General features: G+C 64.8%; 23 protein-coding genes and 1 pseudogene. 16 read left to right on the forward strand and 8 right to left on the reverse strand.

Features of this window, described 5'->3' with window-relative positions; translation table 11 throughout:
• From DRF71_RS13275 to DRF71_RS13285, 3 genes and pseudogenes are all read left to right on the forward strand, one after another.
• Positions 1-990 (forward strand): FecCD family ABC transporter permease, encoded by a 990-nt coding sequence (locus DRF71_RS13275; RefSeq protein WP_232831492.1) that lies wholly within the window; start codon positions 1-3, stop codon positions 988-990.
• A 14-nt stretch (positions 991-1,004) separates the two neighbouring features.
• Entirely contained in the window at positions 1,005-2,027 is a 1,023-nt protein-coding gene (locus DRF71_RS13280) for a FecCD family ABC transporter permease (RefSeq protein WP_232831493.1), read from the forward strand.
• A 62-nt stretch (positions 2,028-2,089) separates the two neighbouring features.
• Positions 2,090-2,846 (forward strand): annotated as a pseudogene (locus DRF71_RS13285) (IS5 family transposase).
• A 19-nt stretch (positions 2,847-2,865) separates the two neighbouring features.
• On the opposite strand, the gene DRF71_RS13290 reads toward DRF71_RS13285, so the two are convergent.
• Positions 2,866-4,824, reverse strand: a complete 1,959-nt coding sequence (locus DRF71_RS13290; protein WP_112310974.1) for an oxidoreductase — start codon at positions 4,822-4,824, stop codon at positions 2,866-2,868.
• A gap of 98 nt (positions 4,825-4,922) precedes the next feature.
• Here DRF71_RS13290 and DRF71_RS13295 point away from each other — a divergent pair, with 98 nt between their 5' ends.
• The 4 genes from DRF71_RS13295 (at position 4,923) to DRF71_RS13310 (ending at position 8,144) form a co-directional block, all read left to right on the forward strand.
• Positions 4,923-5,546 carry a helix-turn-helix domain-containing protein gene (locus DRF71_RS13295; RefSeq protein ID WP_198672197.1) on the forward strand — a complete coding sequence of 208 codons (624 nt, stop codon included), beginning with the start codon at positions 4,923-4,925 and terminating at the stop codon, positions 5,544-5,546.
• A 277-nt stretch (positions 5,547-5,823) separates the two neighbouring features.
• Complete coding sequence (locus tag DRF71_RS13300) at positions 5,824-6,861, forward strand: LacI family DNA-binding transcriptional regulator (protein WP_269814366.1); 1,038 nt, start codon at positions 5,824-5,826, stop codon at positions 6,859-6,861.
• Positions 6,862-7,189: 328 nt separating this feature from the next.
• On the forward strand, positions 7,190-7,375 hold the full coding sequence (locus tag DRF71_RS13305; RefSeq protein WP_112310976.1) for a hypothetical protein: 186 nt from the start codon (positions 7,190-7,192) through the stop codon (positions 7,373-7,375).
• 244 nt (positions 7,376-7,619) lie between these two features.
• A complete protein-coding gene (locus tag DRF71_RS13310) occupies positions 7,620-8,144 on the forward strand; it encodes a hypothetical protein (RefSeq protein WP_112310977.1) in 525 nt (174 codons plus the stop codon).
• Positions 8,145-8,257: 113 nt separating this feature from the next.
• Here DRF71_RS13310 and DRF71_RS13315 read toward each other — a convergent pair whose 3' ends face one another.
• The 3 genes from DRF71_RS13315 to dapF all read right to left on the reverse strand — a co-directional run bounded on the left by DRF71_RS13315 (position 8,258) and on the right by dapF (position 11,600).
• On the reverse strand, positions 8,258-9,355 hold the full coding sequence (locus DRF71_RS13315) for a hypothetical protein (protein WP_112310978.1): 1,098 nt from the start codon (positions 9,353-9,355) through the stop codon (positions 8,258-8,260).
• A gap of 131 nt (positions 9,356-9,486) precedes the next feature.
• A complete protein-coding gene (mtaB, locus tag DRF71_RS13320) occupies positions 9,487-10,749 on the reverse strand; it encodes a tRNA (N(6)-L-threonylcarbamoyladenosine(37)-C(2))-methylthiotransferase MtaB (protein ID WP_112310979.1) in 1,263 nt (420 codons plus the stop codon).
• Positions 10,746-11,600 (reverse strand): diaminopimelate epimerase, encoded by an 855-nt coding sequence (gene dapF, locus DRF71_RS13325; RefSeq protein WP_112311318.1) that lies wholly within the window; start codon positions 11,598-11,600, stop codon positions 10,746-10,748. Before dapF ends, mtaB begins: the two co-directional genes overlap by 4 nt.
• A 137-nt stretch (positions 11,601-11,737) precedes the next feature.
• Here dapF and DRF71_RS13330 point away from each other — a divergent pair, with 137 nt between their 5' ends.
• Positions 11,738-13,156, forward strand: coding sequence for an amidase (locus DRF71_RS13330; protein WP_112310980.1), 1,419 nt, complete (start codon positions 11,738-11,740; stop codon positions 13,154-13,156).
• Between the two features lie 183 nt (positions 13,157-13,339).
• Here the strand turns inward: DRF71_RS13330 and exaC are convergent, their stop codons facing one another.
• Both exaC and DRF71_RS13340 read right to left on the reverse strand, forming a co-directional pair.
• On the reverse strand, positions 13,340-14,857 hold the full coding sequence (gene exaC, locus DRF71_RS13335; protein WP_112310981.1) for an acetaldehyde dehydrogenase ExaC: 1,518 nt from the start codon (positions 14,855-14,857) through the stop codon (positions 13,340-13,342).
• 255 nt (positions 14,858-15,112) lie between these two features.
• Positions 15,113-16,075, reverse strand: a complete 963-nt coding sequence (locus tag DRF71_RS13340) for a helix-turn-helix domain-containing protein (RefSeq protein WP_112310982.1) — start codon at positions 16,073-16,075, stop codon at positions 15,113-15,115.
• A gap of 331 nt (positions 16,076-16,406) precedes the next feature.
• Here DRF71_RS13340 and DRF71_RS13345 point away from each other — a divergent pair, with 331 nt between their 5' ends.
• The 5 genes from DRF71_RS13345 (at position 16,407) to modC (ending at position 20,317) form a co-directional block, all read left to right on the forward strand.
• Positions 16,407-17,291: a bestrophin family protein gene (locus DRF71_RS13345; protein WP_112310983.1), complete on the forward strand. Its 885-nt coding sequence runs from the start codon at positions 16,407-16,409 to the stop codon at positions 17,289-17,291.
• Between the two features lie 39 nt (positions 17,292-17,330).
• On the forward strand, positions 17,331-17,696 hold the full coding sequence (locus DRF71_RS13350) for a winged helix-turn-helix domain-containing protein (RefSeq protein ID WP_232831494.1): 366 nt from the start codon (positions 17,331-17,333) through the stop codon (positions 17,694-17,696).
• Between the two features lie 66 nt (positions 17,697-17,762).
• Positions 17,763-18,530, forward strand: a complete 768-nt coding sequence (gene modA / locus DRF71_RS13355; RefSeq protein WP_112310984.1) for a molybdate ABC transporter substrate-binding protein — start codon at positions 17,763-17,765, stop codon at positions 18,528-18,530.
• Positions 18,531-18,554: 24 nt separating this feature from the next.
• Positions 18,555-19,253: a molybdate ABC transporter permease subunit gene (gene modB / locus DRF71_RS13360; RefSeq protein WP_112310985.1), complete on the forward strand. Its 699-nt coding sequence runs from the start codon at positions 18,555-18,557 to the stop codon at positions 19,251-19,253.
• The gene (gene modC, locus DRF71_RS13365; RefSeq protein ID WP_112310986.1) at positions 19,250-20,317 is read left to right on the forward strand and encodes a molybdenum ABC transporter ATP-binding protein; all 1,068 of its coding nucleotides are present in this window, start codon (positions 19,250-19,252) and stop codon (positions 20,315-20,317) included. Before modB ends, modC begins: the two co-directional genes overlap by 4 nt.
• A 160-nt stretch (positions 20,318-20,477) precedes the next feature.
• Here the strand turns inward: modC and DRF71_RS13370 are convergent, their stop codons facing one another.
• Together DRF71_RS13370 and DRF71_RS13375 are read right to left on the reverse strand one after the other, a co-directional pair.
• Positions 20,478-21,566: a helix-turn-helix transcriptional regulator gene (locus tag DRF71_RS13370; RefSeq protein WP_157971073.1), complete on the reverse strand. Its 1,089-nt coding sequence runs from the start codon at positions 21,564-21,566 to the stop codon at positions 20,478-20,480.
• 84 nt (positions 21,567-21,650) lie between these two features.
• The gene (locus tag DRF71_RS13375; RefSeq protein ID WP_112311320.1) at positions 21,651-22,673 is read right to left on the reverse strand and encodes a polyprenyl synthetase family protein; all 1,023 of its coding nucleotides are present in this window, start codon (positions 22,671-22,673) and stop codon (positions 21,651-21,653) included.
• A gap of 107 nt (positions 22,674-22,780) precedes the next feature.
• Between DRF71_RS13375 and DRF71_RS13380 the strand changes: the two genes are divergently transcribed.
• From DRF71_RS13380 to DRF71_RS13390, 3 genes are all read left to right on the forward strand, one after another.
• Positions 22,781-22,996: a putative signal transducing protein gene (locus DRF71_RS13380; protein ID WP_112310988.1), complete on the forward strand. Its 216-nt coding sequence runs from the start codon at positions 22,781-22,783 to the stop codon at positions 22,994-22,996.
• Positions 22,997-22,998: 2 nt separating this feature from the next.
• A complete protein-coding gene (locus DRF71_RS13385; protein WP_112310989.1) occupies positions 22,999-23,763 on the forward strand; it encodes a tRNA1(Val) (adenine(37)-N6)-methyltransferase in 765 nt (254 codons plus the stop codon).
• Positions 23,764-23,872: 109 nt separating this feature from the next.
• Complete coding sequence (locus DRF71_RS13390) at positions 23,873-24,043, forward strand: YdcH family protein (RefSeq protein ID WP_112311321.1); 171 nt, start codon at positions 23,873-23,875, stop codon at positions 24,041-24,043.
• Positions 24,044-24,063: the final 20 nt, after the last annotated feature.

Genomic DNA, 24,063 nt, shown 5'->3' on the forward strand with positions numbered 1-24,063 from the left:
GTGGCGGGCATCCTGCTGCTTGGGGTGCCGGTCCTTTTGCTGCTGTCGGTGTTGAGCCTTGCCATCGGCTCGCGCGCAGTGCCACCGGTCGAGGCCTGGCGGGCCATTTTTGCCTATGATCCCGGCAATGACCTGCATCTGATCCTGCGCGAGCTGCGGGTGCCGCGCACCCTGCTGGCGCTAAGCGCGGGGGCGGCGCTTGGCCTGGCCGGTGGCGTCATGCAGGCGGTGACGCGCAACCCGCTGGCGGAGCCTGGCCTTCTGGGCGTCAATTCCGGCGCGGCGATGGCCGTGGTGCTGGGGGCATCGGCACTCGGGATGACGCAGATCACCCATTACGTCTGGTTCGGCTTTCTGGGCGCGGGGCTGGCTGGGGTGGCGGTGTTTTTCCTGGGTCGCGCGCATGGTTCGGGGACTGATCCGGTGCGTCTTGTGCTGGCCGGGGCGGGGCTTTCGGTGCTGCTTGGCGCCGCGACCGGCTTTGTCATCCTGAATGCGCGGCTTGAGGTGCTGGATATTTTCCGCAACTGGGGCGCCGGCATGCTGGAGGGGCGCGGGCCGCTGGTTGCGCTGGTGATGCTGATGGCGCTGCTGGCCGGGGGCGGGCTGGCGCTGTTGCTCGCGCGCGATCTGAACGCGCTGGCGATGGGGGTCGAGATGGGCGAGGCGCTCGGGGTGCGGCCGGCCAGGGTCTGGGCGCTGTCCTGCCTCGCGGTGATGATCCTGGCCGGGGCTGCTACCGCCTGCGCGGGGCCGATTGCCTTTATCGGCCTTGTCGCGCCGCATCTGGCGCGGGCGCTGACCGGGCCGGATAATCGCCTGCTTTTGCCGCTGGCCGCGATCTTCGGGGCGGCGATCCTGACCGGGGCGGATATTCTGGGCCGGGTGGTGGCGCCGCCGGCCGAGGTGGGCGCCGGGATCATCGCGGCGCTGCTGGGTGGGCCGTTCTTTATCCATGTCGTGCGCCGTTTCCGGCTGGCGCAGCTATGAGCGCGGCGGGGCCAATGGTCTTGCGGCTGGGTGGCTTCAGCCTGGTCTGGCGGCCGCGTTCGGTGCTTGTCTGCGCGCTTTTGCTGCTGGTCTGCGCCGTGCTTGGCCTTGTGCTTTTGGGCAGCGGCTCGGCCCGGCTGTCCCCGGCCGGGGTCTGGGCGGGGCTTACTGGCAGTGGCGATGAGACCACCAGCCGCCTTGTTGCCCGCATCCGGCTGCCGAGGCTGGTCACCGCCGCCCTGGTCGGCGCCTGTCTTGGCATGGCGGGGGCGGTGTTCCAGTCGCTGTCGCGGAATGCGCTCGGCTCGCCCGATGTGATCGGCTTCACCACCGGAGCCGCCAGCGGCGCCATCGTCCAGATCATCCTCTTCAACGCAGGCGCGCTGCAGACGGCGATTGCGTCGGTGGTATCCGGTGTGATCACGGCGCTGGTGGTGCTGACGCTTTCGCATAGCAGGGCGCAGGGACGCGGTGGCGGCTACCGGCTGATCCTCGTTGGGATCGGGATGGGGGCGCTGCTTTCCGGGCTGAACACGCTGTTGATGGTCAGCGGGGATCTGGAACGCGCGATGTCGGCGCAGATCTGGCTGGCAGGCACGCTGAATGCCAGGAACTGGAGCCATGTCTGGACGGCGCTGATCGGGCTGGCGGTATTCGCGCCGCTGGTCCTGTGGAATGCGCGGCGGCTGATGGTGATGGCGATGGGCGATGATATGGCGCGCCAGCTGGGGGTGAATGTGGGACGGGCGCGGCTGGTTCTGGTGCTGGCCTCGGTCGGGCTGACCTCGGTTGCCACCGCCTGCACCGGGCCGATTGCCTTCATCGCGCTGGCGGGGCCGCAGCTGGCGCGGGGGCTGACGCGGTCGCCGGATGTGCCGGTGGTGGCGGGGGCATTGGCTGGCGCGGTGTTGCTGGTTGGCGCGGATCTGGTCAGCCAGAATGCGCCCTTTGGCCTGGCAATGCCGATCGGGCTGACCACGGGCTTTCTGGGCGGGCTTTATCTGGTGGTGTTGATCCTGACATCCCGCAAGATATAGCCAGGGTCAGGCCCCATTGATTGTTTCTTTGGTGCATCGGAGGGGTTCAGAAGGCCCTGCTGATGCGCAATCTTTTCTGGCTGACGCAGGCGCAGAGGGCACGGCCTGAGCCGTTTTTCTCCAGGAGCCATAGCCGCCACCGCGTCGATGACCACCGCGTTCTCAGCAGAACAATATTAATCAATAACAATGGCTTGTGCTGGTGTGACACGCCCTGCGAATACGGCCCACCGAAGACATTTTGCAACCGATGGAAGCGCCGGAGCAGGATGGGGAGCTCATCCGAATGCTGCATGGCCTGGCGGCTGAGGCTGCCGACGGGCAGACGATCGTGACTGATGGACCTGTCTGTAAGCGCATCGCAGGGCCTCCAGCCTGCGGGTGAAAAAGGGGGAGCCGAAGAGAGGCGAGGCCACCTGATAGGGCGCATCAAGGGCGGTATGAACGCCAAACTCCACGCCGTTGCCGATGTACAGGGCCGCCCGATCCGCCTGTTTGCCACCGCAGGCCCGGTCAGCGATTACAGCGGGGCCGCCGCTTGGCTCGTGCCGCTTTCCTGAGGCGGAGTGGATGCGGGCGGATCAGGGCTACGATGCCGGCTGGCTCAGAGATGCGTTGAAAGACAAGGGGATAAGAGTCTGCATCCCAGGCCGGAAAACGCGCAAGAAAGCCATTCGATACAACAAACGCCGAAACCGCATCGGGATCATGTGCGGAAGGCTCAAGGCCAGGCGGCGTATCGCCACCCGTTACGGCAGATGCCCCATCGTCTTCCCGTCAGCCATCGCTCTCGCCGCAACCGTCCTGTTCTGGTTTTAATGGTGAATGAGCCTGGAGCCTAGAGGGCGCGACCGGCCAGCATTCCCTCATAAACCGCCTCTTCCGCAGTGCGTGGCGTCTCGCAATCGCCAATTGCGTGGCATTCGATCCCCAGGGCGGCTATCTCGCCGCGCAGCCCGTCAAAGGGCAGATGTCCGGTCGAGAGCACCAGCATATCCACGCCCTCAAACGCGATGGGCAGGTCCGAGGCTGTATGCTGCATGAAGACCGTATCGCCAAAGCAGCCGATCAGCCGCGCATAGGGCGTGACCCGCACGCCAAGCCGATGCAGCGAGGCCGCCGTCGCATCGCGGACATAAAACGGCAGCGCTTCGCCCATATAAAGCCCGTTCACGGCCAGATCGACGCCGGCGCCTTCGCGGGCCATCAGCTCCGCCACGCCCGGCCCGATCCAGTCGGACCGCCAGTCGGCAACGACCAGTTTCGAGCCGGGTTTCACCTCGCGCCGCAGGATCTGCCAGGCGGTGGCGATGCGGATTTCTCCATCCGTTTCAAAAGGCGGCAGGTAGGGCGTGGCGCCGGTCGCCAGCACCACCGCATCGGGGGCGATATCGCGCAGCATCGCCGCATCAACGCGGGTGTTTTTGCGGATGGTCACCCCGGCCAGCTCGCATTCGCGGGCAAGATTGGTTGCGATGCCGCCAAATTCGGTGCGATGCGGCAAGAGCTGCGCCAGCAGCGCCTGGCCGCCAAGGCGCGGCGCGGCCTCGAACAGCGTAACCTGATGGCCGCGCTCTGCCGCCACGGCAGCCGCTTTCAGCCCCGCCGGGCCGCCGCCGATCACCATCACCCTGCGCGCCCGCAGGGGTGCGGGATGCGCGCCGAAAACCGTCTCGCGCCCGGTCTCGGGATGCTGGATGCAAGAGATCGGCAGGCCCCGGTGGAAATGGTGGATACAGGCCTGATTGCAGCCGATACAGGCGCGGATATCGTCGAACCGGCCCTGATCGGCCTTGACCGGCATCTCGGGGTCGCAGATCAGCGCGCGGGTCATGCCGCAGCCATCGGCCTCGCCTTTGGCGATGACCTGTTCCGCCTCTTGCGGCTGGTTGATGCGGCCGACGATGAAAACCGGCACCTGCAACGCGGCTTTGAACGCCCGCGCCTCGGGCGCGGCATAGGCGGCCTGGAAATTCATCGGCGGGGCGATATGGACCGCGCCACCCAAAGTCGCCGAAGTACCGATGGTGACGGAAAGATAGTCGATCCGCGCGCCCAGCCCCTTTGCCGCCGCCAGCGTCTCGGCATTGGTCAGGCCGGCCTCGTCTTTCTCGCTGGCCGAGATCCTGAGGCCGATGATGAAATCCTCCGCCGTCGCGGCCCGCATCGCATCCAGAACATCCGCCATGAATTTCAGACGGTTGCCGTCCGAGCCGCCATAGTCATCCTGGCGCCGGTTGACGCGCGGGTTCAGAAACTGTGCCGGCAGATAGCCATGCGAGGCGACCAGCTCCACCCCATCCAGCCCCGCCTGATACATCCGCCGTGCCGCATCGGCATAGCCCCGGGTGATCCCGGCGATCATCGCAGCATCCATCTCACGCGGCATATTGCGGAATCGCTCATTCGGGGTGGCCGAGGCGGAATACGCCACGGCGAGCAGGCCATTCGCGCTTTCCATGATCTCGCGCCCGGGATGAAAGAGCTGCGAGACCACCCGCGCGCCATGGGCGTGGCAGCGGCGCGCCAGTTCCGCATAGCCCGGGATGCAGTCATCCGAAGTCGCCATGATCAGATGCGAGGTATAGCGCGCCGTCTCATGCACGCCGGCCACCTGGGTCACGATCAAGCCGGTGCCGCCTTTGGCGCGGGCCTCCTGATAGGCGATATAGGCCTCGTTTATGAGGCCATGCTCGGGCAGGCAGGTGTCATGCCCGGTCGAGATGATGCGGTTGCGGATTTCGCGTCCCCGGATTGTGAGCGGGCGGAAGAGGTTCGGAAACATCACATCTGTCATGGCTGCCCGGGCTCCTGGGTGGCGGTCGCGGCAGGTTTGACAGCGCGAGTAAAAAAATCAATAGTATTTTTTACCAGCCATAGCGGGGGATCTGCCAGATGAAGCCGGATGAGCCGCGCCTGCGCGCTGTCGCCCCAATGGAAGGCCGTATCGAAGGCCAGATTGCGGGACGGGTCCTGGGTGAGCGGCTGCGCGAATTGCGCAAACGGCGCAAACAGACGCTGGCACAGCTGGCAGCGGGGGCGGGGCTGTCGATCGGCTATCTCAGCCAGATCGAGCGCGATCTGGCCGAGCCCTCGATCAACGCACTGGTCGCCATCGCACAGCATCTGGGCGTGACGGTGCAATGGTTCTTTGCCGGCGACGAACATCCGGTGCCCGAGGCAGAACAGGGCTATGTCATCCGCCGCGCCAACCGCTTGCAGGTCGCCTATGCGGGCGGGGCGGTGGATGAATTGCTGACGCCCCGCATGTCGATGGCGGTCGAGATGATCCGCTCCTGCCTGCCGCCCGGCGCCGAGGCGCAGGATGCCTATAGCCATGACGGCGATGAGGTCGGGCTGGTGCTTTCGGGGCAGCTGGATCTCTGGGTCGGTACACGCCAGTTCCGGCTGGAGGCCGGAGACAGCTTTTCCTTCGCCTCACGCGAGCCGCATCGCTACCGCAATCCCGGCCCCTCGGATACCGAGGTGATCTGGGCGATCAGCCCGCCGGGATATTGACGCGCCGCCTGATCGGTTGCCGAGACGATGTTTCCGGGGAAGAAGATGTGAAGGGGGGTGAATTTGGCCCACCACCCCCCCTCAGGGGTCCGGATCCCTCCTGAGAGAGCTTGCTGGAAGCATCCGGATAACAGTTTTCACTGTTAGCGCTATCATTAGCAAAGGATTACTGCCTGTTCAAGCCCCTCCTGAGGCGCTAACAATCGGAAAAGCGCAGTTGCCAGAAAGCGGCGGGGGCAGGCCTCCAACCGCCAGAGCCCCGCCAGAGGATCATGCATTGACCAGACCGACGCCTCCCGAACCGCACCGCGCCCTGACCCTTCGCGACGTCTCCGAGGCTTCCGGGGTCAGCGAGATGACGGTCAGCCGGGTGCTGCGGAACCGTGGCGATGTGTCCGACGCGACGCGGGAAAAGGTGTTGGAGGCGGCGCGGCGCCTTGGCTATGTGCCCAATAAGATCGCCGGCGCCCTGGCCAGCCAGCGGGTGAACCTGGTTGGCGTGGTGATTCCCTCGCTGTCGAATATGGTCTTCCCCGAGGTGATGACGGGCATTTCAAAGACGCTGGAGGATACCGGGCTGCAACCGGTGGTCGGCGTCTCGAATTACCAGGCCGACCGGGAAGAGCAGGTCATCTACGAGATGCTGTCCTGGCGGCCTTCGGGGCTGATCGTGGCAGGGCTGGAGCACAGCGAGGCCGCGATGGCAATGCTGGCCCAGGCGGGGATCCCCATCGTCGAGATCATGGATATCGACGGCAAGCCGGTCGACAGCATGGTCGGAATCTCGCATCGCCGTGCGGGGCGCAAGATGGCCGAGGCGATTATCGCCGCGGGCTATCGTAAGATCGCCTTTCTCGGCACCCATATGCCCACCAATGACCACCGGGCGCGCAAGCGTCTGGAAGGGTTCGAAGAGGCGCTGGCGGCGGCGGGCCTGTCGCTGGTGGACCGCGAATTCTATTCCGGCGGCTCGGCGCTCGCCAAGGGGCGCGAGATGACCGAGACCCTGCTGAAACGCCGCCCGGATGTCGATTTCCTCTATTACTCCAATGACATGATCGGGGCGGGCGGGCTGCTCTGGTGCCTGGAAAAGGGGCTTGACGTGCCCGGGCAGATCGGGCTTGCCGGGTTCAACGGGGTCGAGCTGCTTGACGGTCTGCCGCGCCGGCTGGCGACGATGGATGCCTGTCGGCTGGAAACCGGCGTGGCGGCGGCCGAGATCATCGCCGGCAAACGCCATAGCGGGGTGATCGGCGGCGAGGTGATCGAGTTCGAGCCGAAGCTCCAGCCCGGCGATACGATCCGCAAGGCGTGAGCTGCGGAAAGCGGGCAGGGGGCGCTGCCCCTGTCTGTGGCAGGTTTCAACAGGGTTGATACTTCGGGAACCGCATGGGTATTCGCCGGCAATTGCGCCATGATGGTTCAATGAAATACTAAATTAAATCAATGAATTATTAGCAGCATTGGGCGTTGAGAGCGTATTTGAGGGACCTGTTCAGGTTCCCTTTTCCGTCAAACATGAGGTGCTGGCTTAACGGTAAGCGGATCCAGCGCCCCCTTCGGGCCTGCCTCCTGATCGCTTTATTGGGCATGGGGATTGTTGGTATAGGGGCTCTCCATGGAGAAGACAGTGGAGGTCCTCCATGTCTGTCTGTCTGCAATTTGCCAATCCTGAACCTGTCTCCGCTGCTCAGCACCTGGTCGTGTTGCGCTTTGCCGGACTCCAGCCGCATGATCTCGGGTATGACAATCGCCGGGGTGGTGATCTGTCCCATGTTGACCCGAATGCTTTTGATCAGAACGAGGTGCTGCTGGCCGGATCCGGCTGACGACAGAAACTGCGCGACGAGGTGACGGACGCGCGCTTCAGGAACCGCAAGAACAGGTCGCGGCGCTGCTGGCGAAGTCGCGGAAAAAGGCGGCGCAGGAGGTGCCTGGCCTCGGCCCGATAGACCCCTGGCAGAAATGCGATGCGTTGCGCGAGGGGGTTTTGACCGTGAACAAGGCCTGGTTCGGGGGCACGGGTCACGCCGGCCGGGATCAGAACAAGCTTGATCTCTTCAGGAAACGGCCGTGGCTTTTCTGGAGGAACATTTCCCGCACGGCCAGCAGCGCTATGCCGGCGGCCAGGGCGACGAGGAAGCCTGGGGCATCCATTTCGTGGTGGCGGTCTGGCGCGAAAGGGGCACGGCAAACCGGGGCAGTCAGATACTTCCGCAGGTCGTGATGAACCCGCTGCTCGCCAGTGACGAACATACCCGGACGCTGGCCGGCGATGCATTCGATGATCCTGGCCTGACGCGCGGAGAGCCCTGCGCGGAAGCACGGCATGCGGCCCGGCGGGCAAGGGTGGATCTGTCCGAGGTGAAGCAACTTGTCGCGCCCTTGAAATGGCGTACCCTGCAGATCGAAGCAGGTGTTCAGGCCAGGAAGGGGGCTGCTGCGTGGGCGGAAGAGGGGGATCGTCACGAAGGCGCAGGGCCAGGCGGGATCCGGAAATCGCGCAAGCGGGTCACCCGCGATTCAAAGGCCCTTAATCATCCCGATCCTAAGGCGGACAGCAATCTCGGGACGATTTTGTGTGACCTGCATATATGACGCAAAGCGGAAGCAATAATCTGCAAATAATTGATTTTAAATTAAAATAATTCACGACTATCGTGAAATATCCCCACCGGAGGCTTCCGCAGCTGCCACCGGCGGGGGGATGCTCATTTCCAGCTTACATGGTCATCTTTTGTGCAGCCGAAGGGGGCGTTCTGGTCTCCGAACCGCTCTTCCAGCTTGCCGCAGGCCCAGAGATTTATGGGCTCCGGCATCATGGCGTTGATTTCCATGCCGAGCGGATCATGCGAGTTCGAGCTGCCTGTCACATACCAGAGCCACCAGCCAAGTGCTGCCAGAACGAAGAAGAGCAGCACACCAAGCCCGGTCAGCAGATTACGCAAGAAACCGCCGCCGGTTTTTTTCGCCGCAGCCTCGCTGTGTTGCGACTGGCCAAATCTCGCGGCCTCCTCGCGGTCCAGCAGTGCCAGCGCGTCACGGCGTTCCTGATCTGTCAGGTCGATCCGCGTCAGGCTCCGGTCGAGCAGGGCCGGCAGCGGTGAGCCGGTGCCCCGCACGCCAAGACCATAGCCATTGCCCTGGTCATCCCAGACCATCAGCGGTTCCTCACCCTTGCGCAGGGTCGTCGTCAGCACCGGTTTCGGCTGGTCCCTGTCATGGTAGCTGATCTGCGTCGCGCCGCGCAGCTTTTGCATATTGGTGATCTGAAGCGGCAGCAGCGTCATGCGCGAAGGCTGTGCCAGCGCGCGTGAGGCCTTGCCTGCCCGCATGCGCTGCCAGAGGATCGCTGCCGCGCCGCCAAAAAACAGCAGCCCGAACGCGGCCAGCATCAGGATACGGTTCCAGATCTTTTCAACACCAAGGCTCAGCGTTGCCAGATGCGGTTTGTCGCCCGAGATCACCACATCGACCCAGTAATCTCCGCTGTGGAAATCGACGAACATCAGCTTGATGTCGGATTCGTAACGCTGGCCTTCGTAGTTATAGGCCACATTGGCCTCGCAATCGGTGAAGATGGCCTTGCGGGTGGTGCATTGGCCATTCTGGATCTCACTGTCCGCGACTGTCACGGGGTTCTGGCTGATCTGCCAGTCGCGCCAGATGTCGGGGGCCTGCCACCAGGTCAGAAAACCGCCGATCACCAGCATGACGAGAACCATGAACAGCGCGGCGCCCGGAGGGGAGATGCTGCCGGGTGTCAGTTTCAGCGGGCGGTCGGGAAGGGTCAGGTCTGTATAAGCCATTGGACTCGTAACTCTGCGTGATTTTTCGGCAAACTGTCACGCAATGGTGACCAGTCCCAGAGGGAAAGTGATTTCATCAGGAAAACCGGACCCTCCGCTGCTGTGCGAGCGGGGTGGTCAGGTCCGGATTGTCAGATCGGGAGGGCGATCAGCCGCGCGCCGTCCTGGTCGGTGATGCGGGCGGGGATAATGCGGCCTTCGGGCTGCGGGAGGGCAAAGGTGACTTCGGTGAACTGGCCGGTGCGGCCAAGATGCGGGCCCTCGGTCAACACCTGATGCACGGCGCCGAGCTGGCTGTTCAGATGGCGCGCCAGCGCGCGCGCGCCCTCGGCGCGCAGCCGCGCGGCGCGTTCGCGGATCAGCGGCCCCTTCACCTGCGGCATGCGGGCGGCCGGAGTGCCCTTGCGGGGGCTGTAGGGAAAGACATGCAGGAAGGTCAGGTCGCAATCGGAAACCAGCCTCAGGCTGTTCTCGAACATCTCTTCCGTCTCGGTCGGAAAGCCCGCGATAATATCGGCGCCGAAGATCAGATCCGGGCGCAGGCGGCGCGCCTCTTCGCAAAAGCGGATCGCATCATCGCGCAGATGGCGGCGCTTCATCCGTTTCAGGATCATGTCATCGCCGGCCTGAAGCGAGAGATGCAGATGCGGCATCAGCCGGCTCTCGGTGGCGATGGCCTGCATCAGGTTCTCATCGGCCTCGATGGAGTCGATCGAAGATATCCTGAGCCGCGCCAGATCCGGCACCAGCCGCAGGATCCGCATCACCAGATCGCCCAGACGCGGTGTCGCCGGCAGGTCGGCGCCCCAGGAGGTGAGGTCAACGCCGGTCAGCACCACCTCGTGAAACCCCTTATCCACCAGACGTTTGATCTGTTCGATCACCACCCCTGCCGGGACCGAGCGCGAATTGCCGCGCCCGTAAGGGATGATGCAAAAGGTGCAACGGTGATCGCAGCCATTCTGAACCTGGACATAGGCGCGGTGGCGGCCGAAGCCGTCGATCAGATGGCCGGCGGTCTCTTTCACCGACATGATGTCATTGACGAGGGTTTTCTCGGTCTCGCCGATCAGGTCGGGCGCGCGCAGCGTCTGCCAGGTCTCCGCCTGCATTTTCTCATGGTTGCCGATCACCTTCGTGACCTCGGGCATTGCCGCGAAAGTCTCGGGTTCGGTCTGGGCCGCGCATCCGGTCACGATCACCTTTGCGCCGGGATTTTCCCTCGCCAGCCGGCGGATTTCCTGCTTGGCCTTGCGGACGGCCTCGGCGGTGACCGCGCAGGTATTCACCACCACCGCGCCATCGACCCCCGCCGCTGCGGCGAGTTCCTTCATCGCTTCGGTCTCATAGGCGTTGAGCCGGCAGCCCAGCGTGGCGAAAACGGGCGCGTTCATGTCAGCGAGGCCAGGAATGCCTGGGGGATGCGCCCCTCGAAGACCAGCGCCACCGGCCCGGCCATCCAGACGCCATCCTCGCGCCAGTCGATCTCCAGCACGCCGCCATCCAGGTCCAGCGTCACATGGCGCCCGGTCAACCCGCGCAGATGTGCCGCCACCGCCGTGGCGCAGGCGCCGGAACCACAGGCGAGCGTGATGCCGGCCCCCCGCTCCCAGACCCGCATACGCAACCGGTCAGGGCTGGTAAGGCTGGCGAATTCGACATTGGTGCGTTCGGGGAAAAGCGGGTTGCGCTCCACCAGCGGGCCGCGCGCGGCGACATCCGTTGTTTCTGCATCGGGAACAAAGAACACGCAATGCGGGTTGCCCATGCCGACCGCCAGCGGATCGCCCTCCAGCGGAAGATGCAGGGTATCGACGGCATGGGAGAGCGGCAGCTCCTCCCAGTTCAGCTGGGGATGCCCCATATTCACAGTGACCCGGCCATCGGCCAGCCGTTCGGCGCGCAGGATCCCGCGTCGGGTGATCAGCGTCACCGTCTCTGTGCCCAGATCACGCATCACATAGTCGGAGACGCAGCGCGTGGCATTGCCGCAGGCCCCGGCGCGGCTGCCATCGGTGTTCCAGAAATCAAGGCTGAAATCGACGCCCGCTTCACTCTCGGGCGCCGGGCGGATCTCGGCCAGCTGGTCAAAGCCCACGCCCCGGTTGCGATCCCCCAAAGCGCGCGCCAGGGCAGCCGTGACCACCGCCTCGCCACGCCCGCGCGAGTCGATCACCACGAAATCATTGCCCGCCCCATGCATCTTGACGAAGGGCAGGCCGCTGAGGTCAGGGCCCTTTTCCATGCGCCCCATATACGCCCGCGCCGCCCCGCAATCCAGAGCGCAATGCAGATACCGGCTTGCCAGTTCTGTGCTGGCTCTTTCGCATCGGAGCGGAGCTCTGCTAGCCTCGTCCCGGCAACTGGCAATACGGACATATCATGGATCTCACCGCGCGCTCCGCCCTTGACCTTTCGCGCCTGATCACGACCCGCGAGGTCAAGCCCTCCGAGGTGATGGCGGCGCATCTGGACCGCATCGCTGCCGTCAATCCGGGCGTCAATGCGGTGGTGTCGCTGCGCGATCCCGACCGGATCATGGAGGAGGCGCTGGCTCTGGATCAGCGCCGGCCCGAGGGTGCGCTTTTCGGCCTGCCGCTGGCGGTCAAGGATCTGCTGAACACGCGTGGTATCCGCACGACCTATGGCTCGCCGCTTTATGCGGATCATGTGCCCGAGGCCGATGACCTGATCGTGGCGCGGATGCGGGCGGCCGGCGCGGTGCTGATCGGCAAGACCAATACGCCGGAATGGGGCCATGGCAGCCACAGCTTCAACCCGGTCCATGGCGTGACGCGGAACCCCTATGACCTCTCGCGTTCTGCGGGAGGGTCTTCGGGCGGTGCGGCGGCGGCACTGGCGGCGCATATGGTGCCGCTGGCCGATGGATCAGACATGATGGGCAGTCTGCGCAACCCGGCAGCCTTTTGTAATGTTTATGGTTTCCGCCCCAGCTGGGGGCTGGTTCCCACCGATGCCGGGGCAGAGACCTTCCTCGACACCATGGCGACCGAAGGCCCGATGGCGCGCGATGTTGCGGATATCGCGCTGCTGCTTGGCGTCCAGGCCGGGGCGAACCCGCTGACCCCCTTCGGCCAGCCGGCTGAGGATTATCTCGCCGCAGTCCAGGCCGCACCCGATGATCTCAGGGGCAAACGCTTCGCCTGGTTTGGCGATTTCGGCGGTCAGCTGCCGTTTGAGCCGGGCATCATCGCCACTTGCGAGGCCGGGCTGAAGACGCTTACCGATCTCGGGGCCGAGGTGGTGCCGGTGCAGCTTCCGGTCCCGGCCGAAGAGCTCTGGCAGGCCTGGATCACGCTGCGCAGCTTCCTCAATTTCGGCTCGAAAGGCCATGAGCGCCGCGATCCCTCCCGCTGGGAGCAGCTCAAACCCGAAACCCGCTGGGAGGTTGAGACCGGCGCTGCCGTCACGCCCGAAGCCCTCTACCGCGCGTCGAAAATCCGCTCGCTCTGGTATGCACGCGCCCATGAGATGCTGGCGGAATTCGACGCGCTGGTGATGCCGGTGGCCCAGGTCTGGCCCTTCCCGGCGGAATGGCGCTACCCCGATATCATCGCGGGCAGGCAGATGGATACCTATCACCGCTGGATGGAGGTGGTGGTGCCGGTCTCGCTGATCGGCCTTCCTGCGCTGGCTGTGCCGGTGGGATCTGGCGAGGATGGCCTGCCGACCGGCATCCAGATCGCGGGCCGTCACGGCGCAGACGCCGCGATTCTCGCCATGGGCGAGGCCTGGCACCGCGCCACCCGCTGGCCTGAAAAATACCCGCCCCGGATTTGAGGGCTGGCCCCAAAGGGCAGCCACCAGGCCAGAGCGGGCCCCGGCACGGGGCCGGTAAGGCCAGAAGACGAACCGGATCAGAACCCGATGCACCCTCCGACAGGGGAGACAAGAGGGGGTCCGGGGGAGAGTACTCTCCCCCGGCCTTGCCCGAAGGCGGTCAGATTTCAGAAGAATGGAACCTCAGAAGAAGCCGAGTTTCTTCGGATTGTAGGACACCAGCAGGTTCTTGGTTTCCTGATAATGGTCCAGCATCATCTTGTGGTTTTCACGCCCGATGCCCGACTGCTTATAGCCCCCGAAGGCCGCGCCGGCCGGGTAGAGGTGGTAGCAATTGGTCCAGACCCGGCCCGCCTCGATGGCACGGCCCGCGCGGTAGGCGGTGTTCGCATTGCGTGACCAGACGCCGGCACCAAGACCGAAGACGGTGTCATTGGCGATCTCGATGGCTTCGTCCTGGGTCTTGAAGGTGGTCACCGAAACGACCGGCCCGAAGATCTCTTCCTGGAAGATCCGCATCTTGTTCGAACCCTCGAACACGGTCGGCTGGATGTAGAAGCCGTTCGAGATATCGCCGTTGAAATGGTTCGCAGAGCCGCCGGTCAGCACTTTCGCGCCTTCCTTCGGGCCCAGCTCCAGGTAAGAGCTGATCTTGTCGAATTGCTGTTTCGAGGCCTGGGCACCGATCATGGTATTCGACTGGCGCGGGTCACCGGCCACGATGGCCTCGACGCGTTTCAGGGCGCGCTCCATGAAGCGGTCATAGATCGATTCCTGGATCAGCGCGCGCGATGGGCAGGTGCAGACCTCACCCTGGTTCAGCGCGAAAAGGGTGAAGCCTTCCAGCGCCTTGTCGAAATAGTCGTCATCCTCGTCCATCACGTCTTCGAAGAAGATGTTCGGCGATTTGCCGCCCAGCTCCAGCGTGATATTGGTCAGGTTGTCGGCAGCCGCGCGCATTATCGACTTGCCCACCGGGGTCGAGCCGGTGAAGGCGATCTTGGCGATCCGCGGGCTCGACGCCAGCGCGGCACCTGCTTCGGCACCGGTGCCATTGACGATGTTCAGCACACCCGGCGGCAGCAGATCTTCGATGAAGGACAGGAGGAACAGGATCGAGGCCGGGGTTTGTTCCGCCGGTTTCAGCACGATGCAATTGCCCGCTGCCAGCGCCGGCGCCAGTTTCCAGGCCGCCATCAGGATCGGGAAATTCCACGGGATGATCTGGCCGACAACGCCCAGCGGCTCGTGGAAGTGATAGGCGACGGTATCGTCGTCGATCTGCCCGATCGAACCTTCCTGAGCGCGGATCGCACCGGCAAAGTAGCGGAAATGGTCGATGGCCAGCGGGATATCGGCCGCCATGGTCTCGCGCAGCGGTTTGCCGTTATCCCAGGTCTCGGCAATCGCGATGGCCTGCAGGTTCTCTTCGATCCGGGCCGCGATTTGAAGCAGGATATTCGAGCGTGCGGTGGTCGAGGTCGCGGCCCAGCCACGGCGGGCAGCATGGGCGGCATCCAGCGCCGCTTCGATATCCGACGCGTCCGAGCGCGCCACTTCGCAGATCACCCCGCCGGTCACTGGCGAGATATTCTCCATATACCGGCCCGCTTTCGGCGCGACCCACTGGCCGCCGATGAAGTTGTCGTACCGGGTTTTGAACGGCGCTGCATTGAGGCCGAATTCTTCATGCTTGGTCATGGTAGCTCCTCCTTTGGCCGCCCTCCCCGGCGGCTGATGGGACCAAGCTGACGGGCTTCGGGGCACAGGTCACCCCCCTGGCAGCGCCGCAACTGCGAAAGCTGTCTCAGTTCTGAGACAGTCCGGCGCCCGAATGCCCTCCTGAATGTGACGCGGGAAGAGAGAGGAACGATGTCAGAGCCAGGGTGATTCCCCCAGGGGCCGCAGATCGCGCCGTGCGTGGTCTGGTCAAACCAGGATGGCTGCGTGACGGTCTTACTCGGGGCGGCCCATCTTGCGGTGCAGCGTGGCGCGGCTGATCCCGAGCGCGCGCGCAGCGGCAGAAATATTGCCGCCGGTTCGGGCGATGGCGCGGGCGATCACCGCGCGCTCGCCGTCTTCGGGGCGCAGATGGCTTGCAATGCCCAGGAGATCGGCAGCCGGAACCGGGTTCTTCGCAAGATCGCCCGACAGGCCCAGATGCTGGCGCGCCATGCGCGTCGCCCCGATCACCAGTTCATCGGCATCAACCGCCAGCAGCGCGCCGGTGCCGCGATCCGCGCCGGGAACCAGCACCATCCGCGCGGTCGCATAGCGGGCCTGGAACAGATCGGCCTCGATCCGCCGGGCGGCTTCATGGACGGAATGGCTCAGGAGGCCCGAGAAACTCTCGGCGATATCGGCGCGCACGGTCGAGACATCGAGCACCGCCACCAGATCACCCGAAGGATCCCAGATCGGTGCCGAGGCGCAGGTCAGCGCGGTATTGGCGGCAAGGTAATGCTGGTCGCGATGGATCACCACCGAACGCCCCTCGGCCAGACAGGTGCCGATCCCGTTGGTTCCCACCGCCGATTCGCTCCAGTCCGAGCCGGCGCTGAGGCCCGCATCCTGGAAATCGCGATCCTCAGAGGCTTTCACCAGCCGCTCGAACGGGATGCCTTCCTCGCTGGCAAGGATCACGCTGGCGCCGAAGCCGCCCACCACCTGGAACAGCCGCTCCAGCGTCGGGCGGGCGGCGCGGGTCACCGGCTCCATCCGTTCGCGCAGCCTGGTCAGGCCCGGACCGTCCAGGCGCTGATCGCGCGGCGCAATGGCCGAGGGCGCCAGCCCATGCCGGGCCGAGCGCGCCCAGGACGCTACAATCGAAGAGCGCGCGGCCTGGCCCTTTTCCAGCGCTGCGGAAACCTGGGCCTCATGGTCGCGGACAGTGCGGCCGGTGGTGATACTGCCTGGCATGGTTCGGCCCCCTCCCTCCACTGCCGAGGCAAGGGCGCCTGGCTGGAATTGCAACCTGATACTGCAGTTCGCTCACCCGGAGCCCCGTCTTCCTGCTAATCTTCCTGCTATGCTCTGACCCGGATCGCCGGCTCACCTCTGGGGTCACCACCATGCCGCTGCCAGCCAAATGGGCATTGCCCACAGAGATGCGTCACTCCGGATGCGACAGAGTAACGCATGTTCTGCTTTCAGGGGCAAGAAATCTTGTGACCTCGTCAGGAGCCTGCGCAACCAGTGCCGAAAACGCCGGGTCCAGAACCCCAATTCCAGTCAGAAGGTCCTGTCCAGGATGATTGTCCGTGACAAACCCACCCCGCTGCAACTCCTGACCGCCACCCGCGGCTCGATCATTTTCCAGGTCGCCCCGCCCGTGCTGTTCGTGGCCTGTTTCGCGCTTGTCGTCGTGCTGCTTGACCATCTGACACCCTGGGTGCCGCATCTGAATGCCGCCGCCTATACGGTGTTCGGGATCGGGCTGTCGCTGTTTCTGGGCTTTCGCAATGCCGCCGCCTATGACCGCTGGTGGGAGGCGCGCAAGCTCTGGGGCGGGCTGCTGGCCGATCTGCGCAGCTTTGCGCGGGAGGTCGAGACCTTCGTGCCTGACCCGGCCCGGCGCGAGCGGATCCTGCGTCTTGCGATCGAATTCATCCATGCCCACCGGATCAATCTGCGCAAACTGCCGCCGCCCGAGACCGGGCCGGGATCGGAGTTCCGCCTGGCCACCCATCCGCCCTGTGCGGCGATGGATGCGATCACCGACATCCTCAGCGACGGCTATCGCAAGGGCGAGATCGACGGCTTCGGGGCGCGGGCGCTGACCACCCGCATGGCAAATCTGGCACTGCAACAGGCCGGCGCCGAGCGGATCGCCAACAGCCCGCTGCCCTATGTCTATTCGCTGCTGATCTATCGCACGACCTGGCTTTACTGCCTGCTTCTGCCACTGGCTCTGGCCGAGACCACCGGCTGGCTCTCGCCGCTTTTCACCGCCATCGTGGCCTATATGTTCCTTGGCCTTGCCGAAGTGACCGAAGAGCTGAGCCATCCTTTCGGCACCAGCCCCAATGGCCTGCCGCTGGACGCGATCTGCCGCGCCTGCGAGATCAGCCTCGCGCCGCATCTGGGCGAGGCGCCGCCGAAACCGCTGGGTCCGGTGGACCATTATCTCAGCTGAGCGCTTGCAAGGGGCGCGCAGGGGAAGGACACTGAGCCGATGAAACGCTTTTTTCTGCGCCTTTACTTTGACAATGCCATGGTCGGCCCCGGCAAGGCTGAACTTCTGGAACATATCCGCGAGACCGGTTCGATCTCGGCCGCCGGTCGCGCCATGGGGATGAGCTATAAGCGCGCCTGGATGCTGGTCGAAGAGCTGAACGCCGCCTTTTCCGGCCCGCTGGTCGCCAGTGCGCGCGGCGGCCCGGGCGGCGGCGGCGCGCATCTGACACCCGAGGGTGATCAGGTGCTGGCGCTGTTTCGCGAGATCGAGCGCAAAGCGCGCGAGGCCGGGGCGGATGAAATTGCGGCGCTTGAGGCGATGCTGGCGCCCGCTGCCATCAGCGATATGGCCGTCAGGAAATAACCCTTGCGCCAGGCTCTCCGGACGGTCTTTATGTCCGCGTAGAAATATCGCACCGGAGGAAACCCGATGTCTCTCGCCCGCCGTTCCGCCATGCTCGCGACCGTCTTCAGCTTTGCGCTGCCCGCCCTGGTCCAGGCCGAAGAGGTGGTCGTCTTTGCCGCCGCCTCGATGAAAAACGCGCTGGATGAGGTTGCTGCGAAATTCGGGGAAGAAACCGGCAATACGGTGGTGATCTCCTATGCCGGCTCGAATGCGCTGGCCAGGCAGATCATCGAAGGCGCCCCGGCCGATATCTTCATCTCGGCCGCCGTGAACTGGATGGATGAGGTCGAAAGGGCCGGTCTGGTGGTCGATGGCGCGCGCGAGGATCTCCTGGGCAATACCCTGGTGCTGGTGGCGCATGGCAAGGATGCCGCGCCGGTCGAAATCGGCGCGGGCTTTGACCTCAGGGCGCTGCTGGGGGATGGAAAACTCGCCATGGCGCTGGTCGATTCAGTGCCCGCCGGCCAATATGGCAAGGCCGCGCTGGAGCATCTGGGCCAATGGTCCGCGGTCGAGGGCTCGGTCGCCCAGGCCGATAATGTCCGCGCCACACTGGCGCTGGTCGCCCAGGGCGAGGCGCCTTATGGCATCGTCTACGCCACCGATGCCGTGGCCGAGGATAATGTCACCGTTGCCGGCACCTTCCCCGCTGACAGCCATAAACCGATCGTCTACCCTGCCGCCCTGCTGAGCGGCGCGGCGGATGCGGCGGATCGCGCTTTCTACGAGGCCCTGTCGGGGGATGAGGCCGATAAGATCTTTGCCGCCGAAGGCTTTGCGATCCTGAACTGAGACGGAAGGAAGGGCCTGCAAGGCGTGGCGGACTGGCTTTCCCCTGACGAATGGAATGCGGTGCTCCTGTCGCTGCGGGTGTCGTTCTGGGCGGTGCTGATCTCGCTCCCGTTCGGGCTGCTGGTGGCCCATGCGCTTGCCCGGTGGGAGTTTCCGGGCAAGCAGGTGCTGAACGGCATCGTGCATCTGCCGCTGATCCTGCCGCCGGTGGTGACGGGCTATCTGCTTTTGATCACCTTCGGGCGCAAAGGTTCGGTGGGGCAATATCTCGACCAGTGGTTCGGGATCGTCTTTGCCTTTCGCTGGACAGGGGCGGTGCTGGCCGCTGCCGTCATGGCCTTTCCGCTGATGGTGCGCGCCATGCGGCTTGCCATCGAGGCGGTCGATCCAAAGCTGGAACAGGCGGGCGCCACGCTGGGCGCCTCGAAACCCTGGGTCTGGCTGACCGTGACGCTGCCGATGATCCTGCCCGGGGTGGTCGCCGGTGCCATTCTCGCCTTTGCCAAGGCGATGGGGGAATTCGGCGCCACCATCACCTTTGTCTCGAACATTCCGGGGCAGACCCGCACCCTGCCAACCGCCATCTATTCCTTCATGCAGGTGCCGGGAGGCGAGGCCCAGGCCGCCCGCCTGGTCTGGGTTGCGATTGCCATCGCGATGGCGGCGCTTTTGCTGTCGGAATGGGTTTCACGCCTGGTTGCGCGCAGGATATCCGGGAAATGACGCTGTCGGTTTCCCTGCGCCACAGCTTTCCCGGCATCACGCTGGATGTGGCTTTCGATGCGCCCCAGGGGGTGACGGCGCTTTTCGGGCGCTCGGGTTCGGGCAAGACCACGGTGGTCAATGCGGTTGCGGGGCTGTTGCGCCCCGATCATGGCCGGATCACCCTTGGTGACCGGGTTCTGCTGGATACGGCGCAGCGGGTCGTGTTGCCGCCGCATAAGCGCCGCATCGGCTATGTGTTTCAGGATGCGCGGCTTTTCCCGCATCTGACGGTGCGCCAGAACCTGCTTTACGGCCGCTGGTTCGCGCCGAAGGGCAAGGCCGGCGCCGAATTTGACCAGGTGGTGGATCTGCTGGGCATCGCGCCTCTGCTTGCGCGGCGTCCCGGCCATCTGTCGGGGGGCGAGAAGAGCCGGGTGGCGCTTGGCCGGGCGCTGTTGTCGGCGCCGGACCTCTTGCTGATGGACGAGCCGCTGGCCGCGCTGGACGAGGCAAGGAAGGCCGAGATCCTGCCCTGGCTTGAACGGCTGCGCGACACTGTCCGCGTCCCGATCCTCTATGTCAGCCATTCCCATGCCGAAGTGGCGCGGCTGGCGATCACGGTGGTGATGCTGGAGGCCGGGCGGGTGACCCGCACCGGCCCGGTGGCCGAGATGCTGGCCGATCCGGTTTCGGCGCGCCGTGAGGCGGGGGCGGTGATGACGGTGCAGGTGGGGCCGACCGAATCCGACGGGCTGACACGGCTGGACAGCGCCGGCGGGCCGCTCTGGCTGGCCTTGTCGGGGATGGCCGAGGGCGCGCGCATCCGCCTGCGCATCCCCGCGCGCGATGTGATGCTGGCACGGCAGCGGCCCGAGGGGATCTCGGCGCTGAATATCCTGGAATGCCGTGTGGGCGAGATCTCGGTCCTGTCGGGGGATGTGATGGTTCGCCTTGCGGTTGGCGACGAGGCGCTGCTGGCGCAGATCACGCCGCGCTCGGCCAGGGGGCTTGGGCTGGAGCCGGGGATGCCAGTTTTTGCGGTGGTCAGGACCATCGCGGTGGCGACCGGCGCGCCGGGTTGAGCGGGCGGAGTGTATCGGGAATGGACGCTTTGTCATTTTCACCCTGCAGGGTGATGAACTGCCCTGCTGCGGGCGGGTATGCTCTGCTCATAGCTCCAGAAATTTTTATTCCCCATTTACCGGGGGGGCATCGCCTTCAAAGGATGATGCGCCCCCGACATTACCTTTGGCCACCCAGCAGCCGCAACAGCGCCAGCTGATTCTCGGCCCCGGTCTTGTGCAAGAGGCTCTTGACCTGGCTGCGGATTGTCTCGGCCGAGCGGTTATGCGCCTCGGCCATCGCCCGGATCGAGAGGCCCTGGGAAATCCCGGTCAGCACCCGCATCTCGGCCGCAGTCAGCGCGTGGCGACGTTGCAAGCCTGCAATATCGGTCGCGCTTGCGCCATGGCATCCCGGCTCGATGATCAGCCCTGCCATCGGGCCGCTGAGCAATTCGGAAACCGGCTCGCGGCTGGCGCGGAACAGGGTCAGGCGGCAGCCATTCTGCTGCCAGATCTGCTCGGTCGGGCCGGTGTAGCCCCGGACCAGCATCTGGCTCAGCGTCTGGCGGGCGGTCTCTTCCGTCAGGCAAAGGCGGCCGGTTGGCGAGAGTGTGAAAAGGCCCGAGCGGCGCGCCTCCTCCTCGGCGGTGGTGGTGATCAGCTTCGGCTTCAGATCGTCGCCGATGATGCACAGCCCATGCCCCAGCACGCCAAGCGCCTCTGTCGCGAAATCGCCTGGCCTGATTTCCTGGCCAAGCCGGCTGTAATGTCTCATCACCCGTTTCAGATGCGGCCGGATCCCTTCGAGGCGCCGGCCCACCATCGAGGCGGTCTCGGGATCGGCATTCGAGAAAATCGTGGCCAGAAACATGGTCTCACCGCCCCGGCGGTTCAGAATCAGCCCTGTCGAACCATGATAGCCCGCCGGCCGCAGGTAATCATTGTAGAACTCGGTCTGATACAGCTTTTCGCGCGGGAGGATCTCGTGGTCGATGATCACGTCATCCTGGCGGCGCAGGATATGATCGGGCAGCCACGGATTCAGCTGGCTGAAATAGACCGTGTAATCGTCGATCTGCTTTTGCGCGACGCCGGTGCTCATCTCGATCCGGCCGGACTTGCCGTTCACGCTGTCGCTTTGCAGCATGAATTGGGCGCCGCCATTGCCCAGATCCGCCGCCAGCAGATGCAGGAATTTCGGCCAGTCCGCTTCACGCAGCAAAATTGCGTAAAGGGCGTCTGTCAGATCCGCCTGCAAATCTCCCACGATCAGCCTCCTGCGCCGAAAAGATCACAGTCAGAATGTGAAAGATAGCGGGCAGAGGTGGGGCCCGGTTTGGTTGACGTAAGGTCAGGCGATGCGCGAGACCACAAAATCCGCGAGATCGCCGAGAATGGTCTTCAGCGGATGATCGGGCAGCGGCGCCAGCGCCCCGCGCGCGGTCGCGGCCCAGGAGAGCGCATCCTCGCGCGCCGCCGCCAGGGCACCATGCCGGTTCATCAGCATCAGCGCCTGTTCCAGATCGCCCTCGCGCTGATCGCCCTTTTCGATGACCCGCGACCAGAAGGCGCGCTCGGTCGCATCGGCTTTGGCAACCGCCTTGATCAGCGGCAAAGTCAGCTTGCGCTCGCGGAAATCATCGCCGGTATTTTTGCCGATCGCCGCCGAGGTGCCACCGTAATCCAGCAGGTCATCGGCAATCTGGAAGGCGATGCCAAGCGCGTCACCATAGGTGAAAAGCGCCTGCACCTGGTCGGGTGCCGCCGCCGCGATCACCGCGCCGGATTCGGTTGCGGCGGAAAACAGCGCCGCGGTCTTGCCGCGCACCACCCGGATATAGGTGTCTTCGGTCGTGGCCAGATCCTGGGCGGCGGTCAGTTGCAACACCTCGCCCTCGGCAATGGTGGCTGAGGCATTGGCGAGGATGTCCAGCACGCGCAGGCTGCCGGGTTCCACCATCAACTGGAAGGCGCGGGCAAAAAGATAATCGCCAACCAGCACCGAGGATTTGTTGTCCCACAAGAGATTGGCGGTCGGCCGGCCCCGGCGTTGCGCGCTTTCATCGACCACATCGTCGTGCAAAAGCGTGGCGGTATGGATGAATTCTACCGTGGCGGCGAGCTTCTGGTGATCTTCGCCCTGCGGGTGGCGGGCCGGGTAGCCGCAGATATGTGCGGCGGCCAGCACCAGCATCGGGCGGATCCGCTTGCCGCCGGCTTCGATCAGATGGGCGGTCACTTCGGGGATGCGCGGCGCATGTTCGCTGGCCATCCGGGCGCGGATGATCGCGTTGACGGCAGCCATATCCGGGGCCAGAGCCTCCGCCAGACGGTCCTGCGGGCCGCGATGCGCGTTGTCAGACCTGCCGTCCATCTTCATCCCCAGTCTTGCGGGCCCAGTCCCACAGGCCAGCCGCAAAGACCAGCCCTGTCAGGCAGGCGCCTCTTGCCCTGGCGGGCCGGGGCGGCTACCCAAAACCTATGAAAGAGCTTTTACGCACGACCGACCCGACGGTGATCGCCTTTGCGACGGCCCTTCTTGAGGGCGAGGGAATAACAGCCTTCGATCTGGACGTCCACATGAGTGTACTTGATGGTTCACTGGGAATTTTGCCGCGCCGCCTGATGGTTGCGGATCGCGATCTCTTCATGGCGCGGGCGATCCTGAAGGATAACGGTGTCGGGGTCTCGCCATGAGCATGAAGCAGTTTGTCGTTGAGGAATTGTCGGATGACAAATTCCTGTGCGGCAGGCTGCAGCTGTGGCAGCCGGTCAAGGGCTATCGGGCGGCGACGGATGCGGTGCTGCTGGCGGCGGCCTGCGGCGCGAAACCGGGCCAAAGCGTGCTGGATCTTGGCTGCGGGGCAGGGGCCGCCTCCTTGTGCCTTGCCACGCGGGTGCCGGATCTCCGGCTGGCCGGGCTGGAATTGCAGCCGGGCTATGCCGGGCTGGCGCGCCGGAACGCGGAGCGCAACGGCATCGCGATGGAGGTGCATGAGGGCGATCTGACCCGGATGCCCGACCCTTTGCGCCGGGATTTCGATCATGTGATCGCCAATCCGCCCTGGTATCCGGCCGGCGGCACCGTCTCGCCGGTGGAGCGGCGTGCGATGGCGATGCAGGTGGTGCTGCCGGTCTCGGAATGGGTGGCGGCGGCGGCGCGGCGGCTGGCACCCGGCGGCTGGCTGACGCTGATCGCCGGGGCGGATTCGGTGCCGGAACTCCTGAGCGCGCTGGCGCCAAAGCTCGGCTCGGCTTCAATCCTGCCGCTGGCGGCACGCGAAGGTCGCGAGGCGCTGCGGGTGATCCTCAGGGCCAGAAAGGGCGGGAGGGCGGCGTTTCGCCTGCTGCCGCCGCTGGTGATCCATGAGGGAGCGGCCCATGACCGGGACCGCGAAAGCTATACAGTCGAGGCAAATGCAATTCTGCGCGATGGGGCAGGGCTCCCGGCACGTTTTGGCTGATTAAAAGAGAATTACTGGCATTATTTGTCGCACTCATATGAAAGAGAGATGACACGACTCGCGTTCCATGATGCAATCCTCCTTACGCGAAAACAAACAGGAGGACGAAATGACGATTTCTTCGCATCTGGCAGAACTTCGCAGGAAGCATGAGGTGCTTTCCGACAAGGTCGAGAAAGGACAGCGCAGTCCGGCGGCGGATGATATCCAGATCGCGGAATGGAAGCGGCAGAAACTCCGGCTTAAAGAGGAAATTACCCGGCTCAGCACCTCCCACTGAAGGCTCCTCCCGGTTATGAC

The sequence above is a fragment of the Pseudogemmobacter bohemicus genome (genome assembly GCF_003290025.1).
GTDB classification, from domain to species: Bacteria; Pseudomonadota; Alphaproteobacteria; order Rhodobacterales; family Rhodobacteraceae; genus Pseudogemmobacter; species Pseudogemmobacter bohemicus.

What these genes read in the sequence shown, in the direction of transcription:
- DRF71_RS13280 (WP_232831493.1), top strand. Translation starts at nt 1,005, where the DNA reads ATGGTCTTGCGGCTGGGTGGCTTCAGCCTGGTCTGGCGGCCGCGTTCG.
- DRF71_RS13290 (WP_112310974.1), bottom strand. Translation starts at nt 4,824, where the DNA reads ATGACAGATGTGATGTTTCCGAACCTCTTCCGCCCGCTCACAATCCGG.
- DRF71_RS13295 (WP_198672197.1), top strand. Translation starts at nt 4,923, where the DNA reads ATGAAGCCGGATGAGCCGCGCCTGCGCGCTGTCGCCCCAATGGAAGGC.
- DRF71_RS13305 (WP_112310976.1), top strand. Translation starts at nt 7,190, where the DNA reads ATGTCTGTCTGTCTGCAATTTGCCAATCCTGAACCTGTCTCCGCTGCT.
- DRF71_RS13315 (WP_112310978.1), bottom strand. Translation starts at nt 9,355, where the DNA reads ATGGCTTATACAGACCTGACCCTTCCCGACCGCCCGCTGAAACTGACA.
- mtaB (WP_112310979.1), bottom strand. Translation starts at nt 10,749, where the DNA reads ATGAACGCGCCCGTTTTCGCCACGCTGGGCTGCCGGCTCAACGCCTAT.
- dapF (WP_112311318.1), bottom strand. Translation starts at nt 11,600, where the DNA reads ATGGAAAAGGGCCCTGACCTCAGCGGCCTGCCCTTCGTCAAGATGCAT.
- DRF71_RS13330 (WP_112310980.1), top strand. Translation starts at nt 11,738, where the DNA reads ATGGATCTCACCGCGCGCTCCGCCCTTGACCTTTCGCGCCTGATCACG.
- exaC (WP_112310981.1), bottom strand. Translation starts at nt 14,857, where the DNA reads ATGACCAAGCATGAAGAATTCGGCCTCAATGCAGCGCCGTTCAAAACC.
- DRF71_RS13340 (WP_112310982.1), bottom strand. Translation starts at nt 16,075, where the DNA reads ATGCCAGGCAGTATCACCACCGGCCGCACTGTCCGCGACCATGAGGCC.
- DRF71_RS13345 (WP_112310983.1), top strand. Translation starts at nt 16,407, where the DNA reads ATGATTGTCCGTGACAAACCCACCCCGCTGCAACTCCTGACCGCCACC.
- DRF71_RS13350 (WP_232831494.1), top strand. Translation starts at nt 17,331, where the DNA reads ATGAAACGCTTTTTTCTGCGCCTTTACTTTGACAATGCCATGGTCGGC.
- modA (WP_112310984.1), top strand. Translation starts at nt 17,763, where the DNA reads ATGTCTCTCGCCCGCCGTTCCGCCATGCTCGCGACCGTCTTCAGCTTT.
- modC (WP_112310986.1), top strand. Translation starts at nt 19,250, where the DNA reads ATGACGCTGTCGGTTTCCCTGCGCCACAGCTTTCCCGGCATCACGCTG.
- DRF71_RS13375 (WP_112311320.1), bottom strand. Translation starts at nt 22,673, where the DNA reads ATGGACGGCAGGTCTGACAACGCGCATCGCGGCCCGCAGGACCGTCTG.
- DRF71_RS13380 (WP_112310988.1), top strand. Translation starts at nt 22,781, where the DNA reads ATGAAAGAGCTTTTACGCACGACCGACCCGACGGTGATCGCCTTTGCG.
- DRF71_RS13385 (WP_112310989.1), top strand. Translation starts at nt 22,999, where the DNA reads ATGAAGCAGTTTGTCGTTGAGGAATTGTCGGATGACAAATTCCTGTGC.
- DRF71_RS13390 (WP_112311321.1), top strand. Translation starts at nt 23,873, where the DNA reads ATGACGATTTCTTCGCATCTGGCAGAACTTCGCAGGAAGCATGAGGTG.